The organism is Lysinibacillus sp. ZYM-1, assembly GCF_001308875.1.
Taxonomy (GTDB): domain Bacteria; phylum Bacillota; class Bacilli; order Bacillales_A; family Planococcaceae; genus Lysinibacillus.
In genome coordinates this window covers 34,161-53,183 of the sequence record NZ_KQ465133.1, presented here as the reverse complement: position 1 = coordinate 53,183, position 19,023 = coordinate 34,161, and the positions used below count along the sequence as shown (strand labels likewise).

Annotated in this window: 20 protein-coding genes and 2 other annotated features; of the genes, 16 read left to right on the top strand and 4 right to left on the bottom strand. The window is 35.8% G+C overall.

What is annotated here, in order from left to right; genetic code table 11:
* Positions 1-639: 639 nt before the first annotated feature.
* Positions 640-1,041: a hypothetical protein gene (locus AO843_RS18775; protein ID WP_054612616.1), complete on the top strand. Its 402-nt coding sequence runs from the start codon at positions 640-642 to the stop codon at positions 1,039-1,041.
* Between the two features lie 201 nt (positions 1,042-1,242).
* Positions 1,243-2,286, top strand: coding sequence for a hypothetical protein (locus AO843_RS18770; protein WP_054612615.1), 1,044 nt, complete (start codon positions 1,243-1,245; stop codon positions 2,284-2,286).
* A gap of 754 nt (positions 2,287-3,040) precedes the next feature.
* On the opposite strand, the gene AO843_RS18765 is transcribed toward AO843_RS18770, so the two are convergent.
* Complete coding sequence (locus tag AO843_RS18765; RefSeq protein WP_054612614.1) at positions 3,041-3,232, bottom strand: hypothetical protein; 192 nt, start codon at positions 3,230-3,232, stop codon at positions 3,041-3,043.
* 556 nt (positions 3,233-3,788) lie between these two features.
* Here AO843_RS18765 and AO843_RS18760 point away from each other — a divergent pair.
* From AO843_RS18760 to AO843_RS18720, 9 genes are all read left to right on the top strand, one after another.
* The gene (locus AO843_RS18760; protein ID WP_054612613.1) at positions 3,789-4,763 is read left to right on the top strand and encodes a PstS family phosphate ABC transporter substrate-binding protein; all 975 of its coding nucleotides are present in this window, start codon (positions 3,789-3,791) and stop codon (positions 4,761-4,763) included.
* A 64-nt stretch (positions 4,764-4,827) separates the two neighbouring features.
* Positions 4,828-5,775 (top strand): phosphate ABC transporter permease subunit PstC, encoded by a 948-nt coding sequence (gene pstC / locus AO843_RS18755; protein WP_054612612.1) that lies wholly within the window; start codon positions 4,828-4,830, stop codon positions 5,773-5,775.
* 1 nt (position 5,776) lies between these two features.
* Positions 5,777-6,655: a phosphate ABC transporter permease PstA gene (pstA, locus tag AO843_RS18750; protein WP_054612611.1), complete on the top strand. Its 879-nt coding sequence runs from the start codon at positions 5,777-5,779 to the stop codon at positions 6,653-6,655.
* Positions 6,656-6,667: 12 nt separating this feature from the next.
* On the top strand, positions 6,668-7,501 hold the full coding sequence (pstB, locus tag AO843_RS18745) for a phosphate ABC transporter ATP-binding protein PstB (protein ID WP_054612610.1): 834 nt from the start codon (positions 6,668-6,670) through the stop codon (positions 7,499-7,501).
* A gap of 13 nt (positions 7,502-7,514) precedes the next feature.
* Positions 7,515-8,174, top strand: a complete 660-nt coding sequence (gene phoU, locus AO843_RS18740) for a phosphate signaling complex protein PhoU (protein WP_054612609.1) — start codon at positions 7,515-7,517, stop codon at positions 8,172-8,174.
* A 175-nt stretch (positions 8,175-8,349) separates the two neighbouring features.
* Complete coding sequence (locus tag AO843_RS18735) at positions 8,350-9,222, top strand: vWA domain-containing protein (protein ID WP_054612608.1); 873 nt, start codon at positions 8,350-8,352, stop codon at positions 9,220-9,222.
* 75 nt (positions 9,223-9,297) lie between these two features.
* Positions 9,298-10,368: a mechanosensitive ion channel family protein gene (locus AO843_RS18730; RefSeq protein WP_054612607.1), complete on the top strand. Its 1,071-nt coding sequence runs from the start codon at positions 9,298-9,300 to the stop codon at positions 10,366-10,368.
* Between the two features lie 39 nt (positions 10,369-10,407).
* Positions 10,408-10,616: a binding site (T-box leader), on the top strand.
* Positions 10,617-10,682: 66 nt separating this feature from the next.
* Positions 10,683-12,068, top strand: coding sequence for an anthranilate synthase component I (trpE, locus tag AO843_RS18725; RefSeq protein ID WP_054612606.1), 1,386 nt, complete (start codon positions 10,683-10,685; stop codon positions 12,066-12,068).
* Positions 12,065-12,637 carry an anthranilate synthase component II gene (locus AO843_RS18720; RefSeq protein WP_054612605.1) on the top strand — a complete coding sequence of 191 codons (573 nt, stop codon included), beginning with the start codon at positions 12,065-12,067 and terminating at the stop codon, positions 12,635-12,637. Before trpE ends, AO843_RS18720 begins: the two co-directional genes overlap by 4 nt.
* A 54-nt stretch (positions 12,638-12,691) precedes the next feature.
* On the opposite strand, the gene AO843_RS18715 is transcribed toward AO843_RS18720, so the two are convergent.
* Positions 12,692-13,174 carry a hypothetical protein gene (locus AO843_RS18715; RefSeq protein ID WP_054612604.1) on the bottom strand — a complete coding sequence of 161 codons (483 nt, stop codon included), beginning with the start codon at positions 13,172-13,174 and terminating at the stop codon, positions 12,692-12,694.
* Between the two features lie 3 nt (positions 13,175-13,177).
* A complete protein-coding gene (locus AO843_RS18710; RefSeq protein WP_231630203.1) occupies positions 13,178-13,630 on the bottom strand; it encodes a hypothetical protein in 453 nt (150 codons plus the stop codon).
* 150 nt (positions 13,631-13,780) lie between these two features.
* Here AO843_RS18710 and rpmG point away from each other — a divergent pair, with 150 nt between their 5' ends.
* From rpmG to tyrS, 5 genes are all read left to right on the top strand, one after another.
* A complete protein-coding gene (gene rpmG / locus AO843_RS24180; RefSeq protein ID WP_008408521.1) occupies positions 13,781-13,930 on the top strand; it encodes a 50S ribosomal protein L33 in 150 nt (49 codons plus the stop codon).
* Between the two features lie 113 nt (positions 13,931-14,043).
* Complete coding sequence (locus tag AO843_RS18705) at positions 14,044-14,637, top strand: 5-formyltetrahydrofolate cyclo-ligase (protein ID WP_054612602.1); 594 nt, start codon at positions 14,044-14,046, stop codon at positions 14,635-14,637.
* Complete coding sequence (locus tag AO843_RS18700; protein WP_054612601.1) at positions 14,630-14,839, top strand: YqgQ family protein; 210 nt, start codon at positions 14,630-14,632, stop codon at positions 14,837-14,839. The genes AO843_RS18705 and AO843_RS18700 overlap by 8 nt, the downstream gene beginning before the upstream one ends.
* Before the next feature lie 279 nt (positions 14,840-15,118).
* Entirely contained in the window at positions 15,119-17,014 is a 1,896-nt protein-coding gene (locus tag AO843_RS18695) for an LTA synthase family protein (RefSeq protein WP_054612600.1), read from the top strand.
* Between the two features lie 127 nt (positions 17,015-17,141).
* Positions 17,142-17,383 (top strand) — a binding site (T-box leader).
* Positions 17,384-17,526: 143 nt separating this feature from the next.
* The gene (gene tyrS, locus AO843_RS18690; RefSeq protein WP_054612599.1) at positions 17,527-18,741 is read left to right on the top strand and encodes a tyrosine--tRNA ligase; all 1,215 of its coding nucleotides are present in this window, start codon (positions 17,527-17,529) and stop codon (positions 18,739-18,741) included.
* Positions 18,742-18,806: 65 nt separating this feature from the next.
* On the opposite strand, the gene AO843_RS18685 is transcribed toward tyrS, so the two are convergent.
* The gene (locus AO843_RS18685; RefSeq protein WP_054612598.1) at positions 18,807-18,986 is read right to left on the bottom strand and encodes a DUF2759 domain-containing protein; all 180 of its coding nucleotides are present in this window, start codon (positions 18,984-18,986) and stop codon (positions 18,807-18,809) included.
* Between the last annotated feature and the right edge of the window lie 37 nt (positions 18,987-19,023).

The window sequence follows — 19,023 nt, the reverse complement described above, 5'->3', positions numbered from 1 at the left end:
TTATAATGAAAGAAATGAAAGAAAAAGCGATTGTGAAAACGTAAATCCGTTCTCACAATCGCTTTTGTCATCTTGTGGACTTTTTCAGTGTCCTCGTACTGAGCAGACGTCATCTTTTTAGGTTCCACTGCACCCGATAATAGAAGAGCAATCTGGGCTACTAATCTAGCAATTTCTATTTGTAAACTTAATTTGCGTTTTAGTGTATATTCAGAAAAATACTTTCTCCTAGGAATTCGTACAAGATTAATTTTGAATTCTGCTTCTTCAAAGATTTCAAATGAACATTTTCCTTTTTCATTTTCTGAATCGTTATTGCCTTAAATAATCTGTGAAAGCCTTCCTTTCACTAAATTATTTCGCATAATAAGAGAATTTAGGGATGTTAATTTTTTTTATTATGATTACTACCTATACTTCCTATTTAAGTAAAAAACACTATTTGGTCAAAATACATCTAGTTTATCTATAAAGAAAATTATATATCAAAAACCTTAAAGATACATTACCTAAAATATGTTAATATTTCATTATAGTTGGAAATTAACTTGCATTTTAATATTTTGTATTATAATATAATAAATAGGAATATATAACAAAATTCCTATTTTATTATAAAATTTTTTAGGAGGTTTTAATATGAAGTTAGGAAAAAAATTTGGAATTGGATTAGCCGCAACGGCTCTTTCTTTATCATTGGCCACAGGAGCATTTGCATATGGTTCTGATGCCGCTGAAACACCAGCCCCTGGATATGGGACATTAAAGGGTTCTTCTTGGACTACTGGCAGTACTGGTGGAGCAGAAACATGGGTAGATAGTAATAACGATAATGCTTATTTGGTTGCTGGTTATACAATTCAAGATAGAAATGGTAAGAATTTAGCTAGTAATCAAACATCAAGTGCTAGGGGGAAAAGAACTCACAGTATTGATTATTCTGCTCCTACAAACGCATATACAATACATGGTACACATGGTGTACAAGGTGGAAGTACATATGCTGCTAAAGCTGTTTATACTTCAGTAGGTATTAGGTAGTATAAGATAATATGTTAATTCAAAACATAGATGTGCTGTTTTATTAGCACATCTATGTTTGTATTTTGTATAGAGATAAAAATCGTCTTTTATGTACCAAGTTAGAGTAATTTGTCCATACAGGATGGGTTTTCAATTTGTTAACAAGCAAATATACTCTTCTTATTACTTTAAGAGAGTATAATTTGGTGGAGGGGAATTATGAAAATATTAAGTTTTTCGAGGTTGTTAATAGTTTTATCAGTAATTATTTTATTAAATACAGCCTGTTCGAAACAAAATGATTACGTTGAAGAAATGCCAGATACAAAAGAGAATCCGTTTCAGATAGAAGGTGGCGAAACAATTATGGGTGCTTTAAGTCATGGGTTCTTCGATCCAAAAATAAATGATAGTGGTGAAATGATTCCCTTAATTTATAGCGGAGGAGAGTTGAAAATAGATTACATAGTAAATGCCTCTGGAAAGGCAAAAAATATTGGGTTTCTAGTATTCATAGATGGATTACCACAACCTTATAAAGTCGATGAAGAAAAATCTTATGAATTTTTACATGTTTTAGATATAGAGGAAGATAATAAAGATATTCCTCTTACTTTCATGTTTACACCTATCACTGGAAAAAAAGGTGATACACTAAGTATTAGTATTACAAGTATTTACTACCCGTCATTTATCCCTGACATTAAGGAAACAAGTAGCTATGGTAATTATCATTCTACTTTAGAAGTGGTGAGTTCTTTATTTTTCCGACAGGATCCAAATACCAATGTTTTTTCAGAAATAGAAAAAAGTCAATTTTTAAATAATGTAAGTGTATATAATGAACCTTTAACCAAAGAGATATTGGATAAGGAATTAACAGATTTAAATAGATTAGAACATAGTGTGTTTACACACGTTGATATAGAAAATAAAGGAAATAAAGAAAATGCTGAAAATATACAAATAAATGATGATAGTTCTCTTAGCGTAAAGTTTAAAATATTCGGCCATCCGAAAGTTCGGTATCGAAATACTTTCTATATTAATCATAAACCTGTATTAAATAAAGAAGAAAGTACATTTGAAACAGAGTTGGCAGATGGAAGTATGTCTATTGTTGAAGTAAATATCGATGTAAAAAATTTAGAGGATTTTAATACATTTTATGTTGTGTCTGTTCCTATAAATGCAAGTGATTTCCCAGATGAAGTAATTGATTTAGAAAAGACCCCTTCAATATTATTATATAAAAATTTATAGAGTAAGGCCGTTTGAAAAATGTATTATAAAAATTAGTGATTAGAATAATTTCATTTTAAATCATAAATTAAAAGTGCAAATACTAACTCTATTATGCATATTGGTATACGTTCTCTAGATGAGTATTTTGAATTAAAAGCTAAGTGTTAAAATTGAAAATATAACTGAAAATGCTGTGAAATAGCCAATTTTATCAATATTAACAGCTCCAAAAAATGGTGAGGATGAGCAACAATAAGCCTACGATATATATGAATTTAGAGTATAAATTTTTAGAATCCGCTTTTATTTTTTGATTTTCAATAGATAGTGAGCTAAATTTTAATTAAATAAATAAAATTCAGTCTATTCTAATGGGATAACATATTTTATTGAATATTATGTCATGGATTGTGGTTGGATATTTTATATCATAATATAACAATAGAGGGTAATGATGTGGGGGAGTATTCCAAATTTAGTAGAGGGTATATAGAGCTCAAGGGTGAAACTACGAGTATTATGACAGGTATTCAAAATGAATCCAATGAGATAATGAATCATTAAAGCAAGGCTATCAGTAGGCGTATAAAGGTGCAAATCAAAGGTATTGTTTCAAAAATCCTCTATAGACATAGTTGATATTGTGCACCATTCAAAGGAACTTGTCAAAATTGTTTATGAACTCAATCAATCAGTTGCAAAATTTAGACTATAATAAGTATTGAGAGGGGCGTTTGCATAGCAAAATGCCCCTTTATGATATTTAGCGCCTTTACGTCGATAATTGCTGAATAGCTAGTTCAAATTGCTCCCGTGGTTTTACGCCATAGAGTTCTAAATTGTGAACGAAATAAGAAGCTAGCATATAATCGATCGCCTCTTGTAGTGTCAATTCGCGATGATCCATGAGTAGAGATAGATAGGTTTTAAAATAATCGGCATTTTGTACTTTTGCATGTTTCATGACAAAGGTCAAACTCCTCATCAATTACGCCTCGCTATAATGGCCCCAGACTTTTTCGTTCAGTATCTGTGACATCCGCCGAGACTTTTTCTTTCCCTTCTATAGAAAAGGGGGCTGTACCTACGCATTGCTGTCGGTACAAAAAACATTTGCTGAATCAAGATAATGTATTTCCTGACACAATTGCTTATTATAGCACCTTTGAATTAGGAAGCAAGTTTCATCTTCATTCAGAAGAAGACTCTTATCCCTTAAGGTGGTGAAATGGAGGGTATGGCCCCTTTTTCTTTGGGAGTCAATCATCTACTGAATGATGATAAAGCCTTCGAAGAATGTCACGGATTTTGAACTGTGCTTGCACAATTCAAAATCAAGATGCAATTACGACAAGGCAAAATGCATTCCAATTGTAAATACGTCTTTACAATCGTTTACAAAGCATTACATTCCTTTACATCTCTTTTACGAACTGTTTATACGACTTCAACAATCAGTCATTATAGTAAAGATTGTAAGACAAATAACTATAAAACAGTTAATGACGGAGGCAAATGAGATGAAAAAGTGGAAGTACTTAACGATGACAGCAGTAATGGGTTCTGCATTAATGCTAGGTGCATGTGGTAGCGATTCTGCACAAAATGGAAACAATGCTGAAACGAACGCACCAGCTAGTTCAGGACAAGAAGCTGCTGATGAAAAGCTACAAGGCTCTGTAGCTGGAGATGGCTCATCAACGGTTGCACCAATTATTGAAGCAGTTGTTGAAGAGTATGCAGGCGCACAACCAGATGTCAAAGTATCAGTGGGGGTTTCTGGTACTGGTGGTGGTTTTGAAAAATTCATCGCGGGTGAAACAGACTTTTCAAATGCATCTCGTAATATAAAAGATGAAGAGAAAGCAAAACTAGAAGAAGCTGGTATTGATTTTACAGAACTAGCTCTAGCATATGATGGCTTATCGGTAGTCGTGAATCCAGAGAATGATTGGGCGAAGGATTTAACGGTAGAACAACTACAAAAAATTTGGATTGAAGATGGCAAAGAGAAAAAATGGTCTGACATTGATCCATCTTGGCCAGATGAAAAAATCGTTTACTATTCACCAGGTACAGATTCAGGCACATACGATTACTTTGATGAAGTCATTTTAGACGGAGCGGATCTAGTAAGCTCAGCAACTTTATCAGAGGATGATAATATGCTAGTACAAGGTGTTTCAGGTGACAAAAATGCTATAGGATTCTTCGGCTATGCTTACTACCTAGAAAATAAAGATAAATTAAATATTGTGAAAGTAAATGGTGTAGAGCCAACTAATGAAACAATAGAAGCAGGCGAATATTCGCCACTTTCTCGCCCACTATTCACATATGTAAAAAATAGTGCCATGAAAGATAATGAAGCAGCTTATGATTTCGTTAAATTTACATTAGAAAACGCAGGTGATATGGCTGAGGCTGTTGGCTATGTTCGTTTACCTGCAGAAGAATATACTGAAGGCTTAAAAACTTTAGAAGGCTTAAAATAAGTAGACATGCATAGAGGGAAAGAGATGTATGCTCTTTCCCTCCCTTATTTGAAAGGAGCTCCCAATGGTTTCTCAAAAGGAAAATAAGACATCATCTGTGCAGCAATTAATTGCAAATTCGCGCAATCATAAAACAAAGAAAATAGTGGAAAAAGCAATGCCAGCTCTATTATTTTCTGCAGCAATTATCTCTATTTTGACGACATTTGGCATTGTTTTCACCCTTATTTTTGAAACGTTTGAATTCTTTAAACGTGTGTCGATAACGGATTTCCTTTTTGGTACTAAGTGGTTACCGTTTTCAGGAAATGAGCCGTTATTTGGGATTTTGCCGTTAATCGCTGGTACATTAAAAGTGACACTTATTGCAGTTGTAGTAGCCGTACCATTTGGAATTGCTTCAGCTATCTATTTAAGTGAATATGCAAGTGAAAAAACGAGACGTATCGTGAAGCCTATTTTAGAAGTATTAGCAGGTGTACCGACTATCGTTTACGGATTCTTTGCTTTAACGTTTGTCACACCTTTATTACAAGAAATTGTACCTGGACTCAAATTATTTAATGCGCTTAGTCCTGGTATTGTTGTAGGGATTATGATTTTACCAATGATTACTTCTCTTTCAGAGGATGCCATGTCATCGGTACCAAATAGTATGCGCGAAGGAGCTTTAGCCCTAGGTGCAACGAAATTTGAGGTAGCGGTTAAAGTGGTATTACCAGCTGCACTATCTGGCATTATTGCTTCTGTAGTATTAGCCATTTCCCGGGCAATTGGGGAAACAATGATTGTTTCGCTTGCTGGTGGATCGACACCGAAATTTGATTTCAATGTCACGGACTCTATCCAAACAATGACAGCGTACATTGTACAAGTTTCAACAGGTGACGCAGGTTATGGTACAACGATTTACTACTCTATCTATTCTGTTGGATTTACACTATTTATCTTTACGCTAGTAATGAATTTACTTGCTCACTATATTTCGAAACGCTTCAGGGAGGTTTACTAGCATGCGCTATATGGATGACACAGTCGTCATGAAACGAATGACAAAGCGTATTACATTTAATAAAGTTTGGAAAACCTTATTTTTCTTAGCTACTACGTTTGCGCTTGTTACCTTAGCTATTTTGCTTTACCGCATTGTGACACAGGGAATTGATTATTTAAATATTGATTTCTTAACGAATTTTGCATCACGCTTTGCGGATAAAGCAGGTGTAAAAGCTGCCTTACTAGGTTCACTTTGGTTAATGGCAGTTGTAGCGCCAGTATCCATTATTCTCGGTGTAGGTACGGCAATTTATTTAGAGGAATATGCCAAGAAAAATAGAATCAACGACTTTATTCGTATGAATATCTCGAATCTAGCAGGTGTACCTTCGATCGTTTTTGGATTACTTGGGTTAACTATTTTTGTACGCATGATGGGTTTAGGCAAAAGCATTTTAGCTGCTGGCTTAACAATGAGTTTATTAATTCTACCTGTTATTATTGTGGCGGCACAGGAGGCTATTCGTGCAGTACCAAATGAACAACGTGAAGCTTCATATGGTATGGGCGCAACAAAATGGCAAACGATTTTACGAGTGGTGCTTCCAGCCGCTATCCCTGGTATTTTAACAGGAAGTATTTTAGCTCTGTCTCGTGCAATTGGGGAGACAGCGCCACTTGTTGTAATTGGGATTCCGGTCATCCTGCAATTTTTACCAAATAGTTTATTGAGTCAATTCACTGCCTTACCGATGCAAATCTATGATTGGGCAAAACGTCCGCAAGAAGCATTTCAGTATGTGGCCTCAGCTGGTATTTTAGTGCTTATGACTGTACTTTTATTGATGAACTCTATAGCCATCTTTATTCGAAATAAATTCCAAAAACGTTATTAATGAGGTGACCTTATGGTATTAGATTTAAAAGAGGAAAAAACAATTGTCAAATTGAATCAAGCGACAACTAAGTCTTCCGCTGATGTAGCGAAAAATATTGTTTATGATACACGTGACTTAAATTTATGGTACGGTGATCATCATGGCTTAAAGGATATTAATTTAAGTATCTATGAAAATGAAGTAACGGCGATTATTGGGCCTTCTGGCTGTGGTAAATCTACGTATCTAAAAACATTAAACCGAATGGTAGAGCTTGTGCCAAGCGTTCGTACATCAGGTGAAATTTTATATCGTGAGCGTAATATTTTAGATAAAAGCTATACGGTTGAGGAATTAAGAACACGCGTAGGAATGGTGTTCCAAAAGCCAAACCCATTCCCAAAATCTATTTATGATAATATTGCCTACGGACCAAGAATTCATGGCATAAAAAATAAAAAGATTTTGGATGAAATTGTTGAGAATTCTCTAAGAGGTGCAGCCATTTGGGATGAGGTCAAGGATCGTTTAAATCAAAATGCCTATGGTTTATCTGGTGGTCAGCAACAGCGTATATGTATTGCAAGATGCTTAGCGATTGAACCAGATGTCATCTTAATGGATGAACCAACATCTGCACTAGACCCAATTTCAACACTAAAAGTGGAAGAGTTAGTGCAAGAGTTGAAAAAGGACTATTCTATTATTATTGTGACACATAATATGCAGCAAGCTGCACGTATTTCTGATCGTACAGCGTTCTTCCTTAGCGGAGAAGTTGTAGAATACGATAAAACAGATATCATCTTCCAGACACCAGCAGATCAGCGTACGGAAGACTATATTTCAGGACGTTTCGGCTAAGGAGGAGCAATAGATGGTAGTACGTGAGCGTTTTGAACAGGAGTTAAAAGAAGTTCAGGGGCAATTTATTGCACTCGCCAATAGCAGTATTCTCGCATTAAAAACGGCTTTTGAAGCATTAGTAGAACAGGATTTAGAAAAAGCATTGAAAATTCTTGAAGACGATTTAATCATTAATCGCCTTGAAGAAGAAATAAATGACCATGTGATCTTAATGATTGCTAAACAACAACCTGTAGCAACAGATTTACGTCGTCTCATGGTTCTTGTCAAAGCAGCAGCAGATATGGAAAGAGTGGGCGACTATGCGGTTAATATCGCAAAAGAAGCTATTCGAATTGGTAAAGAACCGATTGTGTTCCCTATGACAAATCTACAAACGATGTGTAATAAAACCGTAGAAATGCTAGAGAGCATCATGAAGGCCTTTACGGAGGAAGATACTGTACGTGCCAAAGAAATCGCTGAACTAGATGATTATGTGGATGATTTATATGGAGCAACGGTCACACTCTTGCTACGTGCTGGAGTAGAAGACCCAACACATATTTCTCAAATCACGCATCTAACATTTATTTGCCGATATTTAGAACGTTCAGCAGATCATGCCACAAATATTGCAGAACATCTTTTTTACTTAGTAAAAGGCAAACATTATGAATTAAATAATTAACTAAAGAAGAGCTACTTGCTAGCTCTTCTTTTCATTTGCAAAAAATGATTGGAAACAGCAACATTGTTTTTTTATATGGCGTCTATATAGCGAGCGTTTTGGTATTGTCAAAAAAAATTTTTGGTTATACTATAGACATTATCCAAAAAATGTGGTGCTTAGGAGGTGCTGCTTCGTGAAAGACCCGATTGAATCACTCATAGAAAAGTTTGATCAAGATATGTCACTAGAACAACGTAATTATTTACGTTTTCTCTATGAAAACTTACACCTTGAGGAATTAAGCAACAGGGAACAACATTATTTTATTGACTATTTTTTCAAGAGTGAACCATTACGAAATATGGCAGCATTTGCACTAGAATTGGCAGACATTCTGCATGAAATTCGAGAAAATATTCCTGCTATTGAGAAAGCTGAGAGACTAGCTAATGGCAAGGAGCAGCGCTTGTATTACGAGCGGAAATGGTCAGAGACAAGACGCCAAAAGCTAAAACAGCAAACAACCAAGAATGGTAATATTTTTTATGTGCCCTTTCATGAGTTCAAACAAGATCCTGGCCCCATGATTATTTGTTTAGAGCAAACGACAGGGATGGCAGCTTATTCTGAACTGTGTAAAAGCATGATTTTACCGTTATTTATGAGTGCACATCGTGAAAATCGCGATTTATATATTGTCCCTTATGACCGTCAAATCCATGTTCACTATCGCTTTGAAAATGGTCATTTAAATTTAGCTGATTTTAAGAGTTTTATCGAATATAAGGCTAAAGGAGAAGCAGAACTTTTGCCTGTTTTACAGTTTGTTAGATCCTTACTGCACGAAAATCAACTAGGCTCTGAAGCCGAAGTTATTATTTTTACAGAAGGCACTCCTATTGATGGGCAACATCTCGTCAGTATGCAAGCTAAAGCGATGTTAAAGGAAATGAAACGAAAATACTATGCTGAGTTTTCTGTGATTGCCATGCATGAAGATAATTTTAATAAACAACAATTTTGGTTTGCCAACAAGGCTTTTTTTGCAGATGATGCAATACAATAACAAAATGGGGCTAACCTTTACTGCAGGTCAGCTCCTTTTTATTGGAGATACATAGGTACTTTAAAGGAGAAATATATGGATTCATTACATTGGTTTTTACCTAAATTTACAGTTCCAACTTGGATGGATGTCTTAATAGCTATCATTATTTGCATAGTTGGTTGGCTTATACAACGATTTGTCATAAAAAAAATAATTAATCGTCTGGTAACCTTTTTAAGAAATCGCCATCGAAATTTCCAAGCAAATGTGCTTGCACAATTTAATAAAGCCATTGGCTATGCATTTATGACGGCAGTCATTGTACTAAGCTTATCTTATTTAATAGATGTTTCTTTATTTACGCATAAATCAACGAAAAATTTTGTATTGTCTATTATGGTGTTTTTTGCTTTTAAAGGTATATACGATGTTTTAAATTTCTATACAAAACAGCCATTCCAACTAACTAGTGAAGAGGAACAAAATGTATTATTACCGTTTTTCCTACGGATTGGTAAAGTAGTCATTATGATATTTGCCATGTTCACAATCGCCTCATTTTGGAATTTTAACTTGAATGGCTTTTTAACAGGGATTGGCTTAACAGGGGTTGCGATTGCTTTTGGGATTCGGGATACATTAGCTCATGTGTTTGGTGGGATGTCTGTGGCGCTTGATAATCCATTTCAAATTGGCGATTGGATTGCGACCGAGGATCAAAAAATAGAAGGAACAATTGAGGATATTAATCTTCGCAGTACATTAATTCAAACAGGAGATAAAGGGCTTGTATATGTGCCGAACTCTTATTTGGTTAATCGTCCCATTTATAATTTATCGAGACGAGAAAAGCGCAAATGCGAACAATTTTTATATGTAGCTGCTACAAATGAAGAAGAAACATTACGCAGCGTCTTAACGGCCATTCATAAGGAAATTTATTTACATGCTGGAACAGAGAAAGACATGATCCATGTTTATATCGATGAATTTCATCATGATCGTTATCGTGTACTTATCCGTTTCTTTGTCGCTACGAATGATACAGCCGTCATGCTAGAAGTACGCCAGGAAATTTTCTTTGCCATTCGCCAAATTTTGGAGGAGTTATCAATTACTCTAGTGTCACCTGATGAGGAGGAAGGGCTAAGAAGTAAAAAATAATTTGAATTGTAAGATAGTTTGCATTACAATATAACCTAGCAAACAGCGTTGATGAAGAGTAGTAACTATTAGTATTTGTCATAGAGAGCTAGTGGTTGGTGGAAACTAGTACAAATGAATGGTGAATGGACTTCGGAGCTCTAATCCTGAACAACAGTATGGATTAGCGTATGCCTACGTTATAAGGCTTAGAGAGGGTCTTGCAATTAGACCAATGAAGGTGGCACCACGGCTTTTCCGTCCTTTTGTGATGGAAAGGCCTTTTTATATGCATCTGGTGTAGTAGAGCAGAGCTTAGAGAAGGAGAGAAGAGAATGACAGTTGAGCTTAGAAAGTATGCCATAACAGTATTACAGGGGGATATGATGACCCCTATCTCTGTCTATCAATCACTGAAAGGACAGCATAAAATGTTGTTCGAATCGTCAGCCAAGCATGAGGAAAGTGGACGTTATTCCTTTATTGCAGTTAATCCAGTGGCTGAATTAAAAGGAAATAATGAAGAATATTTCTTTCTTAAAGGAATGGAAAAAGAAAAGTCGAGAGGGAATGTGCTCGATTACTTAAGGCAAGTGATGCCATTCCATGATGAGACCTATCCATTCCCCTTTTTTGGAGGGGCCATTGGTTACTTTGGTTATGAAACTGCTTTTTATTCAGAAAAAATCGGAGAATATTTACAGGACGAATTAGCCATGCCTGATGTCCATGTTTTTTTCTATGACACATTTATTGTTTTTGATCATTTAACGCAGGAAATTACACTAGCTTCAATAGATCTATTTAGAGAGGGGCGTTCCTTAGAGGAGATGGAGGCAGCTATCTCGACGATGGCACAGCAGCTTTATACAGGCACAACATTTGATGCATTGAAAGTAGATAGACTTGATTTTAAGCCAATCATATCAAAGGAGCAATTTATCTCTTTGGTGGAGCGTGCGAAACAGCATATTCTGAAGGGAGATATTTTTCAAATTGTGTTATCACAACGCTTCTCAGCCCCGTTTACAGGTTCACCGTTTGCGCTTTATCGTCAATTACGCCTATCCAATCCTTCCCCGTATATGTTCTATATGGATTATGGATCTTATATTATTTTGGGAACATCCCCAGAAAGCCTTGTAAAGGTAAAGAATCGGAAGGTGACAACAAATCCAATCGCAGGTACCAAGCCTCGTGGGGAGACAGTTGAGCAGGACGAAGCAATGGCAAATGCCTTATTGGAAGATGAAAAGGAAATGGCGGAACATCGCATGTTAGTGGATCTAGGGCGCAATGATCTTGGCCGTATTGCAAAAGTTGGCTCTGTAAAGCTGATGAAATACATGCATATTGAACGCTATAAATATGTCATGCATATTGTGTCAGAGGTTTTAGCAGATCTACGAAACGACCTCCATGTCTTAGATGTACTTCGCGCTTGTTTACCTGCTGGCACAGTGTCAGGAGCACCAAAAATTCGTGCGATGCAGCTTATTAATGAATTAGAACCAGTAAAGCGTGGCGTGTATGCGGGAGCAGTTGGCTATATATCCACGACAGGTGATATGGATTTGGCACTTGCAATTCGTACCATGATCATTAAAGATGAGAAAGCCCATGTACAGGCAGGGGCGGGTATTGTTCACGATTCAGTACCATTATCTGAATATGAGGAAACGCTCAATAAAGCACGTGCACTATTGGAGGTTAAAAAATGATTTTGTTAATTGATAATTACGATTCCTTTACCTACAATCTATTTCAACAAATAAGCATGCTCGGGAAAAACGTCAAGGTCGTGAGGAATGATGCTATTACAATAGAAGAAATACAAGAAATGTCGCCAGAAGCCATTATTTTATCCCCTGGACCAGGAACACCAGCCGAAGCAGGTATCACAGTTGATGTTATCAAGGAGCTGTATCAAAAGTTCCCTATATTAGGCATTTGTCTTGGCCATCAATCTATTGGGCAGGCTTTCGGGGCAAAAATCGTGCAGGCCCAAACTATCATGCATGGAAAGCTGTCATATCTGCAATATGAACAAACAGGTTTATTTGCACAATTAGAGGGCGATATTCAAGTAATGCGTTATCATTCTCTTATTATTGAAGTACCATCTTTACACAGTGATTTTAACATTATCGCAAAAGCGAGTGATGACGGTGAGATTATGGCCATCCAACACAAGAAATATCCACTTTACGGTCTGCAATTTCATCCTGAATCAATCGGCACGAAAGAAGGAAGCAGGATGATGCAAGCCTTCCTAGAAAGCATTGCTTAAATGAAAAAAGCTGCCGCCTCATTCTTAAATGGGATATCTGGCGACAGCTTTTTATTATTGTTTTTTCCCTGTAATCAACTTTGCGATTTCCTCTAAAGACATGGAAGAATTGACTTCATAAGCGCCAATTTGTAGGCTACGTGCATATCTTGCGTTAGCGAGTAGTAACTCCATTTCAACACTATTAGGTATAATGCCACCATCTTCAAGCTTTTGGGCAACAATATATGGTGTAATTCCACTATATATTTGCAGTGTCATTGTTGTACCATCTGCACTTGTTTCTTTAGCAGGCTGTTCTGAAGAATCTGTAGTAGAAGTTTCTTCAGTAGTATGTACTTGTTTTACTTGTTTCTTTAACGCAGCAATTTCTTGATCTGCCTTATTTAGCTTATTTTGCAGTTCTTCAACATATTGCGGATTGGAAGAACTTTTTGCTGGTAGCCCAATATTCACATCAAAGCGACTTGCAAGTGCTAGCAAAGCCCCGACAACAAAAATGGCTAGGCCAAATGCACGGATGGTAGACTTGTTCATCTATTATCGACCTCCGTTTGCAATCACTTGACGAACTTGTTCTTCTGTTAAATTCGAGCGTATACTGATATCTCCTACAGAAAGCCCTTGTTTATTTAATTCGAGTACCTGGCTAACAATAATTTGATGAATCGGCTTTGCTTGCGATGGATTAGGCGCTGCTTTTGAAGCTAGTGCGGCCTGTTGAACAGCTTGCATAACTTGTTGAACTTTAGGACTTTGAACGCTAGGACTTGGTATTGATTTAGATTTTACTTGAAACTCTGGTTCTAATAGTAGTTCTTCCTCTACAATTTTCAAACGACGTTTCAAATTATTCGTTTCTTGGAATATTGAGATGGATAATTCTTCGACATCTTTCTCGACTTTTTTCGTGCTATTTTTGAAAAAGAACGATATGACGATCAAAAGAATTCCAACGCTCATTAATATGATGGATAAATCCAATAGTTTCACCTCGTTGTAGTATGTAATTATAAGATATTTTACCATATGCAAACTTAATATGAAATGAAGGTAGATTTTTTTTTAGTTTATGTTATAATAGGTTAGTCGTATAGATCATGCTCAAATTTAAATTCTTGATATAGAGTGGGAGGGTTAATGATGCGCGTAAACATTACTTTAGCTTGCACAGATTGCGGCGAACGTAACTACATTTCTAAAAAGAACAAGCGTAACAATCCAGAGCGTCTTGAACTTAAAAAATATTGCTCTCGCGAGAAGAAATACACTCTTCACCGTGAAACAAAGTAATCGCTCATTAAGCCAAAACCACAAGTGGTTTTGGCTTTCTACATTTTATGAAACAATTTCAATGAAATTGCTCTAAGGGGATGCGAAGTTTTACTATATAGGAGGTAGCCTGGGTGGATAAAACAACATTACGAAACAAGGTACGAGAAATGCTTGCGACTATGGATGAAGAAGTATATCTTAGACAATCTATAGCTGTAGTAAAAAAGTTGCTGCAGGAACCATATATAATAGAAGCAAATATTATTGGCATTACCATTTCTAATAAGCCAGAAGTCGACACAATTCTTTTAATTGAAGAACTATGGCAGCTTGGGAAAAAGGTCGCTGTGCCAAAGTGCCACCCCAAAACAAGAGAAATGACATTTTATGCCATTGAATCATTTGCTCAGCTTGAAACAGTATATATGCATTTGCGTGAACCTATTCCCGAGAAATGTGAGTTAGTTGACGCAAATGAGATGGATATCATCCTTGTACCAGGTGTTGTTTTTGATCGTTTTGGCTATCGAATTGGGTACGGCGGTGGTTATTATGATCGCTATGTATTAAACTATAAAAAGGGTAAATTGATGTCTTTACTTTTTGATGAACAGATCGTTAATCGTGTACCTTCCGAGGAACATGATTGCCCTGTAGACATCATTGTGACACCAACAGAACGTATTGACTGTCTAGCACAACGAGGAGCGAACGAAAATGGATAAAATGTTAGATATTTATGAACTCTTGAAAACTTATGGCACTTATATTTATACACGAGACCCTATTGGCGATTTGATGTTAATGGAGGATGAAATACGAGAGCTCTATAAAGCGAATGTACTAGACATAAAAGATTACCAAATGGCATTATTACTAATTCGACAAGAAACAACAAAACTTCGTATGAAAGAGAATAAAAAGTAATGTTTGAAATACAATGTAATGGGGTATTGTAAAATTAATGTAACATGTATGTAATATTCTTAAAAACAGTGGGTTACCGCTGTTTTTATGTTTTTACGAAACTTTTTACATTGTAAAACGTATATATAGATATCTGGTGCATATACGAGCGAGGAGCGTAAATTTTCCAAAAGATATGTGTTGATTATCTGTAAAAAATGGATTAAGATATATTTTGTTTCAGTAACAAAATGTAAAAAATTATTATTTTTTTGTAAGGAAGTAGGGAGGATGTTAGGAATGAGAACAATAAAGTGGCCTAAACATTCATTTATGATACTAGCAATTATAGCAACTTGGATCAAAACGGTCATTGTTTACCACACAAGCTTTGAGATGAAAATTGAAAATGCAATGCAACAATTTATTTTATTTATTAACCCATTAAGCTTCTTGCTATTTACGTATGGTTTATCACTATTCTTTAAATCAGCAAAAGCTAGAAACCGTTATTTAATTACGATAAGCATAATTTTATCAGTAGTCCTTTACGGAAATGTAGCGTTCTATCGTTTCTATAATGACTTTATTACACTACCGGTATTATTCCAAACAAGTAACTTTAGTGACTTAGGTACTTCAGTAGCAGCTATTGTAGAGCCTTGGGATGTATTATATTTTGTCGATGTACTTATTTTAATCTTAGCGAATAAATTTATACCAAAAATGAAAAATTCGTTCAAAGTTAATGTGGAATTCCGTCGTGCATTCTTTGTGTTGGCGATTGCTATGTCATTTTTAAATTTAGGTTTAGCCGAAACAGAGCGTCCACAATTATTAACACGTAGTTTTGACCGTGAATTGCTTGTGAAAAACATTGGTACGTACAATTACCATTTGTATGATATTTATATTCAAACTAAATCATCTGCCCAACGTGCGTTAGCGGATGGTAGTGAATTAGTTGAAGTAAACAACTATGTTCGCTCTAATCAGGCAGCAGTCAACCCAGAAATGTTTGGGAAATATAAAGGCCGCAACTTAATTGTTGTGTCTATGGAGTCTTTACAAAACTTTGTCATTAATAATGACATGAATGGCCATGAAATTACGCCGTTCTTAAACTCTTTAACAAAAGATAAAGATACGTATTATTTCAGTAACTTCTATCACCAAACAGGTCTAGGAAAAACATCTGATTCAGAGTTTATTGTAGAAAACTCATTGTTTGGTTTAGGTCGTGGTGCAGTATTCTTCACACATGGTGGAAATACGTATAACTCCATGGCAGAACGCCTTGGGGAAAATGGATATTTTACTAATGTCATGCACCCAAATAATAAATCATTCTGGAATCGTGACATCATGTATCAATCATTAAAAATCAATAAATTCTATGATATAGATTCTTATACAGTGGAAGAAGGGCAAGCTGTTAACTGGGGAATGAAAGATACCCCATTCTTAGAGCAATCTGCTGCTTTAATGAAAGATATGCCCCAACCATTTTATTCGAGACTTATTACGTTAACAAATCACTATCCATTTACATTGGATCCAGAAGATATCATGATTCCTGAATACGATTCAAACTCAGGAACATTAAATCGCTACTTCCAAACAGTACGTTATATGGATGAAGCTTTAAAAGATTTCTTCCAACAATTAAAAGATCAAGGTGTTTATGATAACTCAATTATCGTTATGTATGGTGACCACTACGGTATTTCAGAAAACCATAACAAAGCGATGGCACAATATTTAGGAAAAGATCAAATTACACCATTTGATAATGCACTACTACAAGAAGTACCTTTATTCATCCACATCCCAGGATCTGATGATGGTAAAGAAATGACTGAAATGGCAGGACAAATGGATTTACGTCCAACAATTTTACACCTTCTTGGCGTTGAAACGTCAAAAGATATGCAAATGGGTGCAGATTTATTCTCTCCAGAGCATGAGAACTTTGTCGTGTTCCGTGATGGACGCTTTATTACAGATAAATACGTTTATGCTGGTGAAGCTTGCTATGACAAATCAACTGGCGAAGAAATCGATGTGGAGCCATGTCAGCCATATGCTGATCGTGCAACAATGGAACTCGAAAATTCTGATGCCATCATTAATGGAGATCTGCTTCGTTTCTATGATGAAAAGACAGGTAACTTAAAACAAGAATCAGTCAAGTAAACAAAGAGAGATCTCATCATGAGATCTCTTTTTTACATTGTAGAATTGACAAATTTGTTGAAGTGATTATAATTAGTGTAAATATCTGCATAACGAAGATTTGTTTTCACATTTCGGAGTATAAGAGTTAAAGGCATAGAAAAGAACAAGTAACTTTAATGGAACTGACAGAGAGTAGCCGGTTGCTGAGAGGCGCAAGGGGATATTAAAGTGAATACATCTTGGAGCTGCGTACCGAAATTTTAGTAGGCTACGACGGGTTTGCATCCGTAATCATTGCAATAGTATCGCTGCGGCTGTACTAATGGAGGAGCGCTATGTGAATAGCTCTCGAAATAAGGTGGTAACACGTTCATAAACGTCCTTTAGGATTTAATCCTAAGGGGCGTTTTTTTATGCATTTGGACAGCCACAATATCTATGCCAAATTAGAGTAACAGCCGTCGTTAGATTAATGAACTCTTATAGATCTTGCAATATTAATTTTTTAATATTACAAGGAGATGTTTTGTATGTTTTTAACACCAAAGGAGCAGTTAGCAATTATTAAAAAGGGGGCTGACAGAATTGTTGATGAACATGAGCTTCTAAAAAAATTAGAGCGCTCTTTTCAAGAGCAAAAGCCATTAACGATAAAGTTGGGACTTGATCCTTCCGCACCAGATATTCATTTAGGTCATGCAGTCGTTTTACGAAAAATAAAACAGATGCAGGATATAGGGCATCAGGCAGTTATTGTCATCGGGGATTTTACAGGCCGTATTGGCGATCCTACGGGGAAATCTAAAGGCCGTGTGGCGTTAAGTGATGAAATGGTTAAAGAAAACGCCAAAACATATTGTGAGCAAATTTTTAAAGTGCTAGATGAAGAGAAAACTACTGTTCGTTTCAATAGTGAATGGTTAGCAAAATTAACATTTGAAGAAGTCATTCAGCTAGCAGCCACTACATCTGTTGCTCGTATTCTAGAGCGTGAAGATTTTCAAAAGCGATACAAGCAGCAAATACCAATTGGCATTCATGAATTTTTCTATCCACTCATGCAAGCATATGATTCTGTAGAGTTAAAAGCTGACATTGAATTAGGAGGAACAGATCAAACGTTCAATATTCTAATGGGACGTACCTTACAAAGACATCGAGGGCTGGAAAAACAAATTGCTATTTTTATGCCATTACTAGAAGGTTTAGATGGTAAGGAAAAAATGAGTAAAAGCTTAGGGAATTATATTGGCGTCAATGAAGCGCCTGAGGTGATGTTTAAAAAAGTGATGGAAATACCAGATACTTTCATTATAAAATATTACGAATTAGCGACAGATGAGCATCCACTACAAGTGCAGGCTATTCAAGATAGACTTCAAATGGTAGAGAATCCACGCGATCTAAAATTACAATTAGCAGAGGTAGTGACAGCTTTATATCATGGTCATGCTGCCATGGAGGGTGCAAAATCTTATTTTGAAGAAGCTTTTCAAAGGAAGGGTATTCCGAATAACATTCCTATATTGCTTCTAGAAATTGATAAGGAAAGAATAGAGGATATCATACCACAATTAATTACTATCAGTTTTATTCAGAGCAAGAGTGAATTTTTAAGACTCATCAAACAAAATGGCGTTTCCTTGAATGGAGAAAAAATTGCTATCGATGATCTATCTCGAGTTTTAATGAATGATGATGTCTTACAAATTGGCAAGAAGAGATTTCTAAAATTAAATAAATAAAATTGGTTGATTTCAAAGAAAAAAGAGCAATCTCAGATGGAGACTGCTCTTTTTCTGTCTGAAATTTAGTGTAATGTTGGTGGATAACCACTATGAATGATTGTCATGATGACGAACCATCCGAACACGACAGCACTTAATAAGTTGAAAACAACGCTTAAAAGGTTCTTTTCTTTAATTGCTTGGAATGTACCAACTACAGCTAAAATCGCTACTAGACCAAAAATAACCATTAATAAGTTCATTAAAAATAGACACTCCTTTCGACATCAGAAAATGAAT

Bases quoted from the DNA above. Each gene is read 5' to 3' on its own strand.
- AO843_RS18775 (WP_054612616.1), top strand. From the start codon at position 640: ATGAAGTTAGGAAAAAAATTTGGAATTGGATTAGCCGCAACGGCTCTT.
- AO843_RS18770 (WP_054612615.1), top strand. From the start codon at position 1,243: ATGAAAATATTAAGTTTTTCGAGGTTGTTAATAGTTTTATCAGTAATT.
- AO843_RS18765 (WP_054612614.1), bottom strand. From the start codon at position 3,232: ATGAAACATGCAAAAGTACAAAATGCCGATTATTTTAAAACCTATCTA.
- AO843_RS18720 (WP_054612605.1), top strand. From the start codon at position 12,065: ATGATTTTGTTAATTGATAATTACGATTCCTTTACCTACAATCTATTT.
- AO843_RS18700 (WP_054612601.1), top strand. From the start codon at position 14,630: ATGGATAAAATGTTAGATATTTATGAACTCTTGAAAACTTATGGCACT.
- trpE (WP_054612606.1), top strand. From the start codon at position 10,683: ATGACAGTTGAGCTTAGAAAGTATGCCATAACAGTATTACAGGGGGAT.
- AO843_RS18685 (WP_054612598.1), bottom strand. From the start codon at position 18,986: ATGAACTTATTAATGGTTATTTTTGGTCTAGTAGCGATTTTAGCTGTA.
- pstB (WP_054612610.1), top strand. From the start codon at position 6,668: ATGGTATTAGATTTAAAAGAGGAAAAAACAATTGTCAAATTGAATCAA.
- pstA (WP_054612611.1), top strand. From the start codon at position 5,777: ATGCGCTATATGGATGACACAGTCGTCATGAAACGAATGACAAAGCGT.
- rpmG (WP_008408521.1), top strand. From the start codon at position 13,781: ATGCGCGTAAACATTACTTTAGCTTGCACAGATTGCGGCGAACGTAAC.
- tyrS (WP_054612599.1), top strand. From the start codon at position 17,527: ATGTTTTTAACACCAAAGGAGCAGTTAGCAATTATTAAAAAGGGGGCT.
- AO843_RS18760 (WP_054612613.1), top strand. From the start codon at position 3,789: ATGAAAAAGTGGAAGTACTTAACGATGACAGCAGTAATGGGTTCTGCA.
- AO843_RS18715 (WP_054612604.1), bottom strand. From the start codon at position 13,174: ATGAACAAGTCTACCATCCGTGCATTTGGCCTAGCCATTTTTGTTGTC.
- phoU (WP_054612609.1), top strand. From the start codon at position 7,515: ATGGTAGTACGTGAGCGTTTTGAACAGGAGTTAAAAGAAGTTCAGGGG.
- pstC (WP_054612612.1), top strand. From the start codon at position 4,828: ATGGTTTCTCAAAAGGAAAATAAGACATCATCTGTGCAGCAATTAATT.
- AO843_RS18730 (WP_054612607.1), top strand. From the start codon at position 9,298: ATGGATTCATTACATTGGTTTTTACCTAAATTTACAGTTCCAACTTGG.
- AO843_RS18695 (WP_054612600.1), top strand. From the start codon at position 15,119: ATGAGAACAATAAAGTGGCCTAAACATTCATTTATGATACTAGCAATT.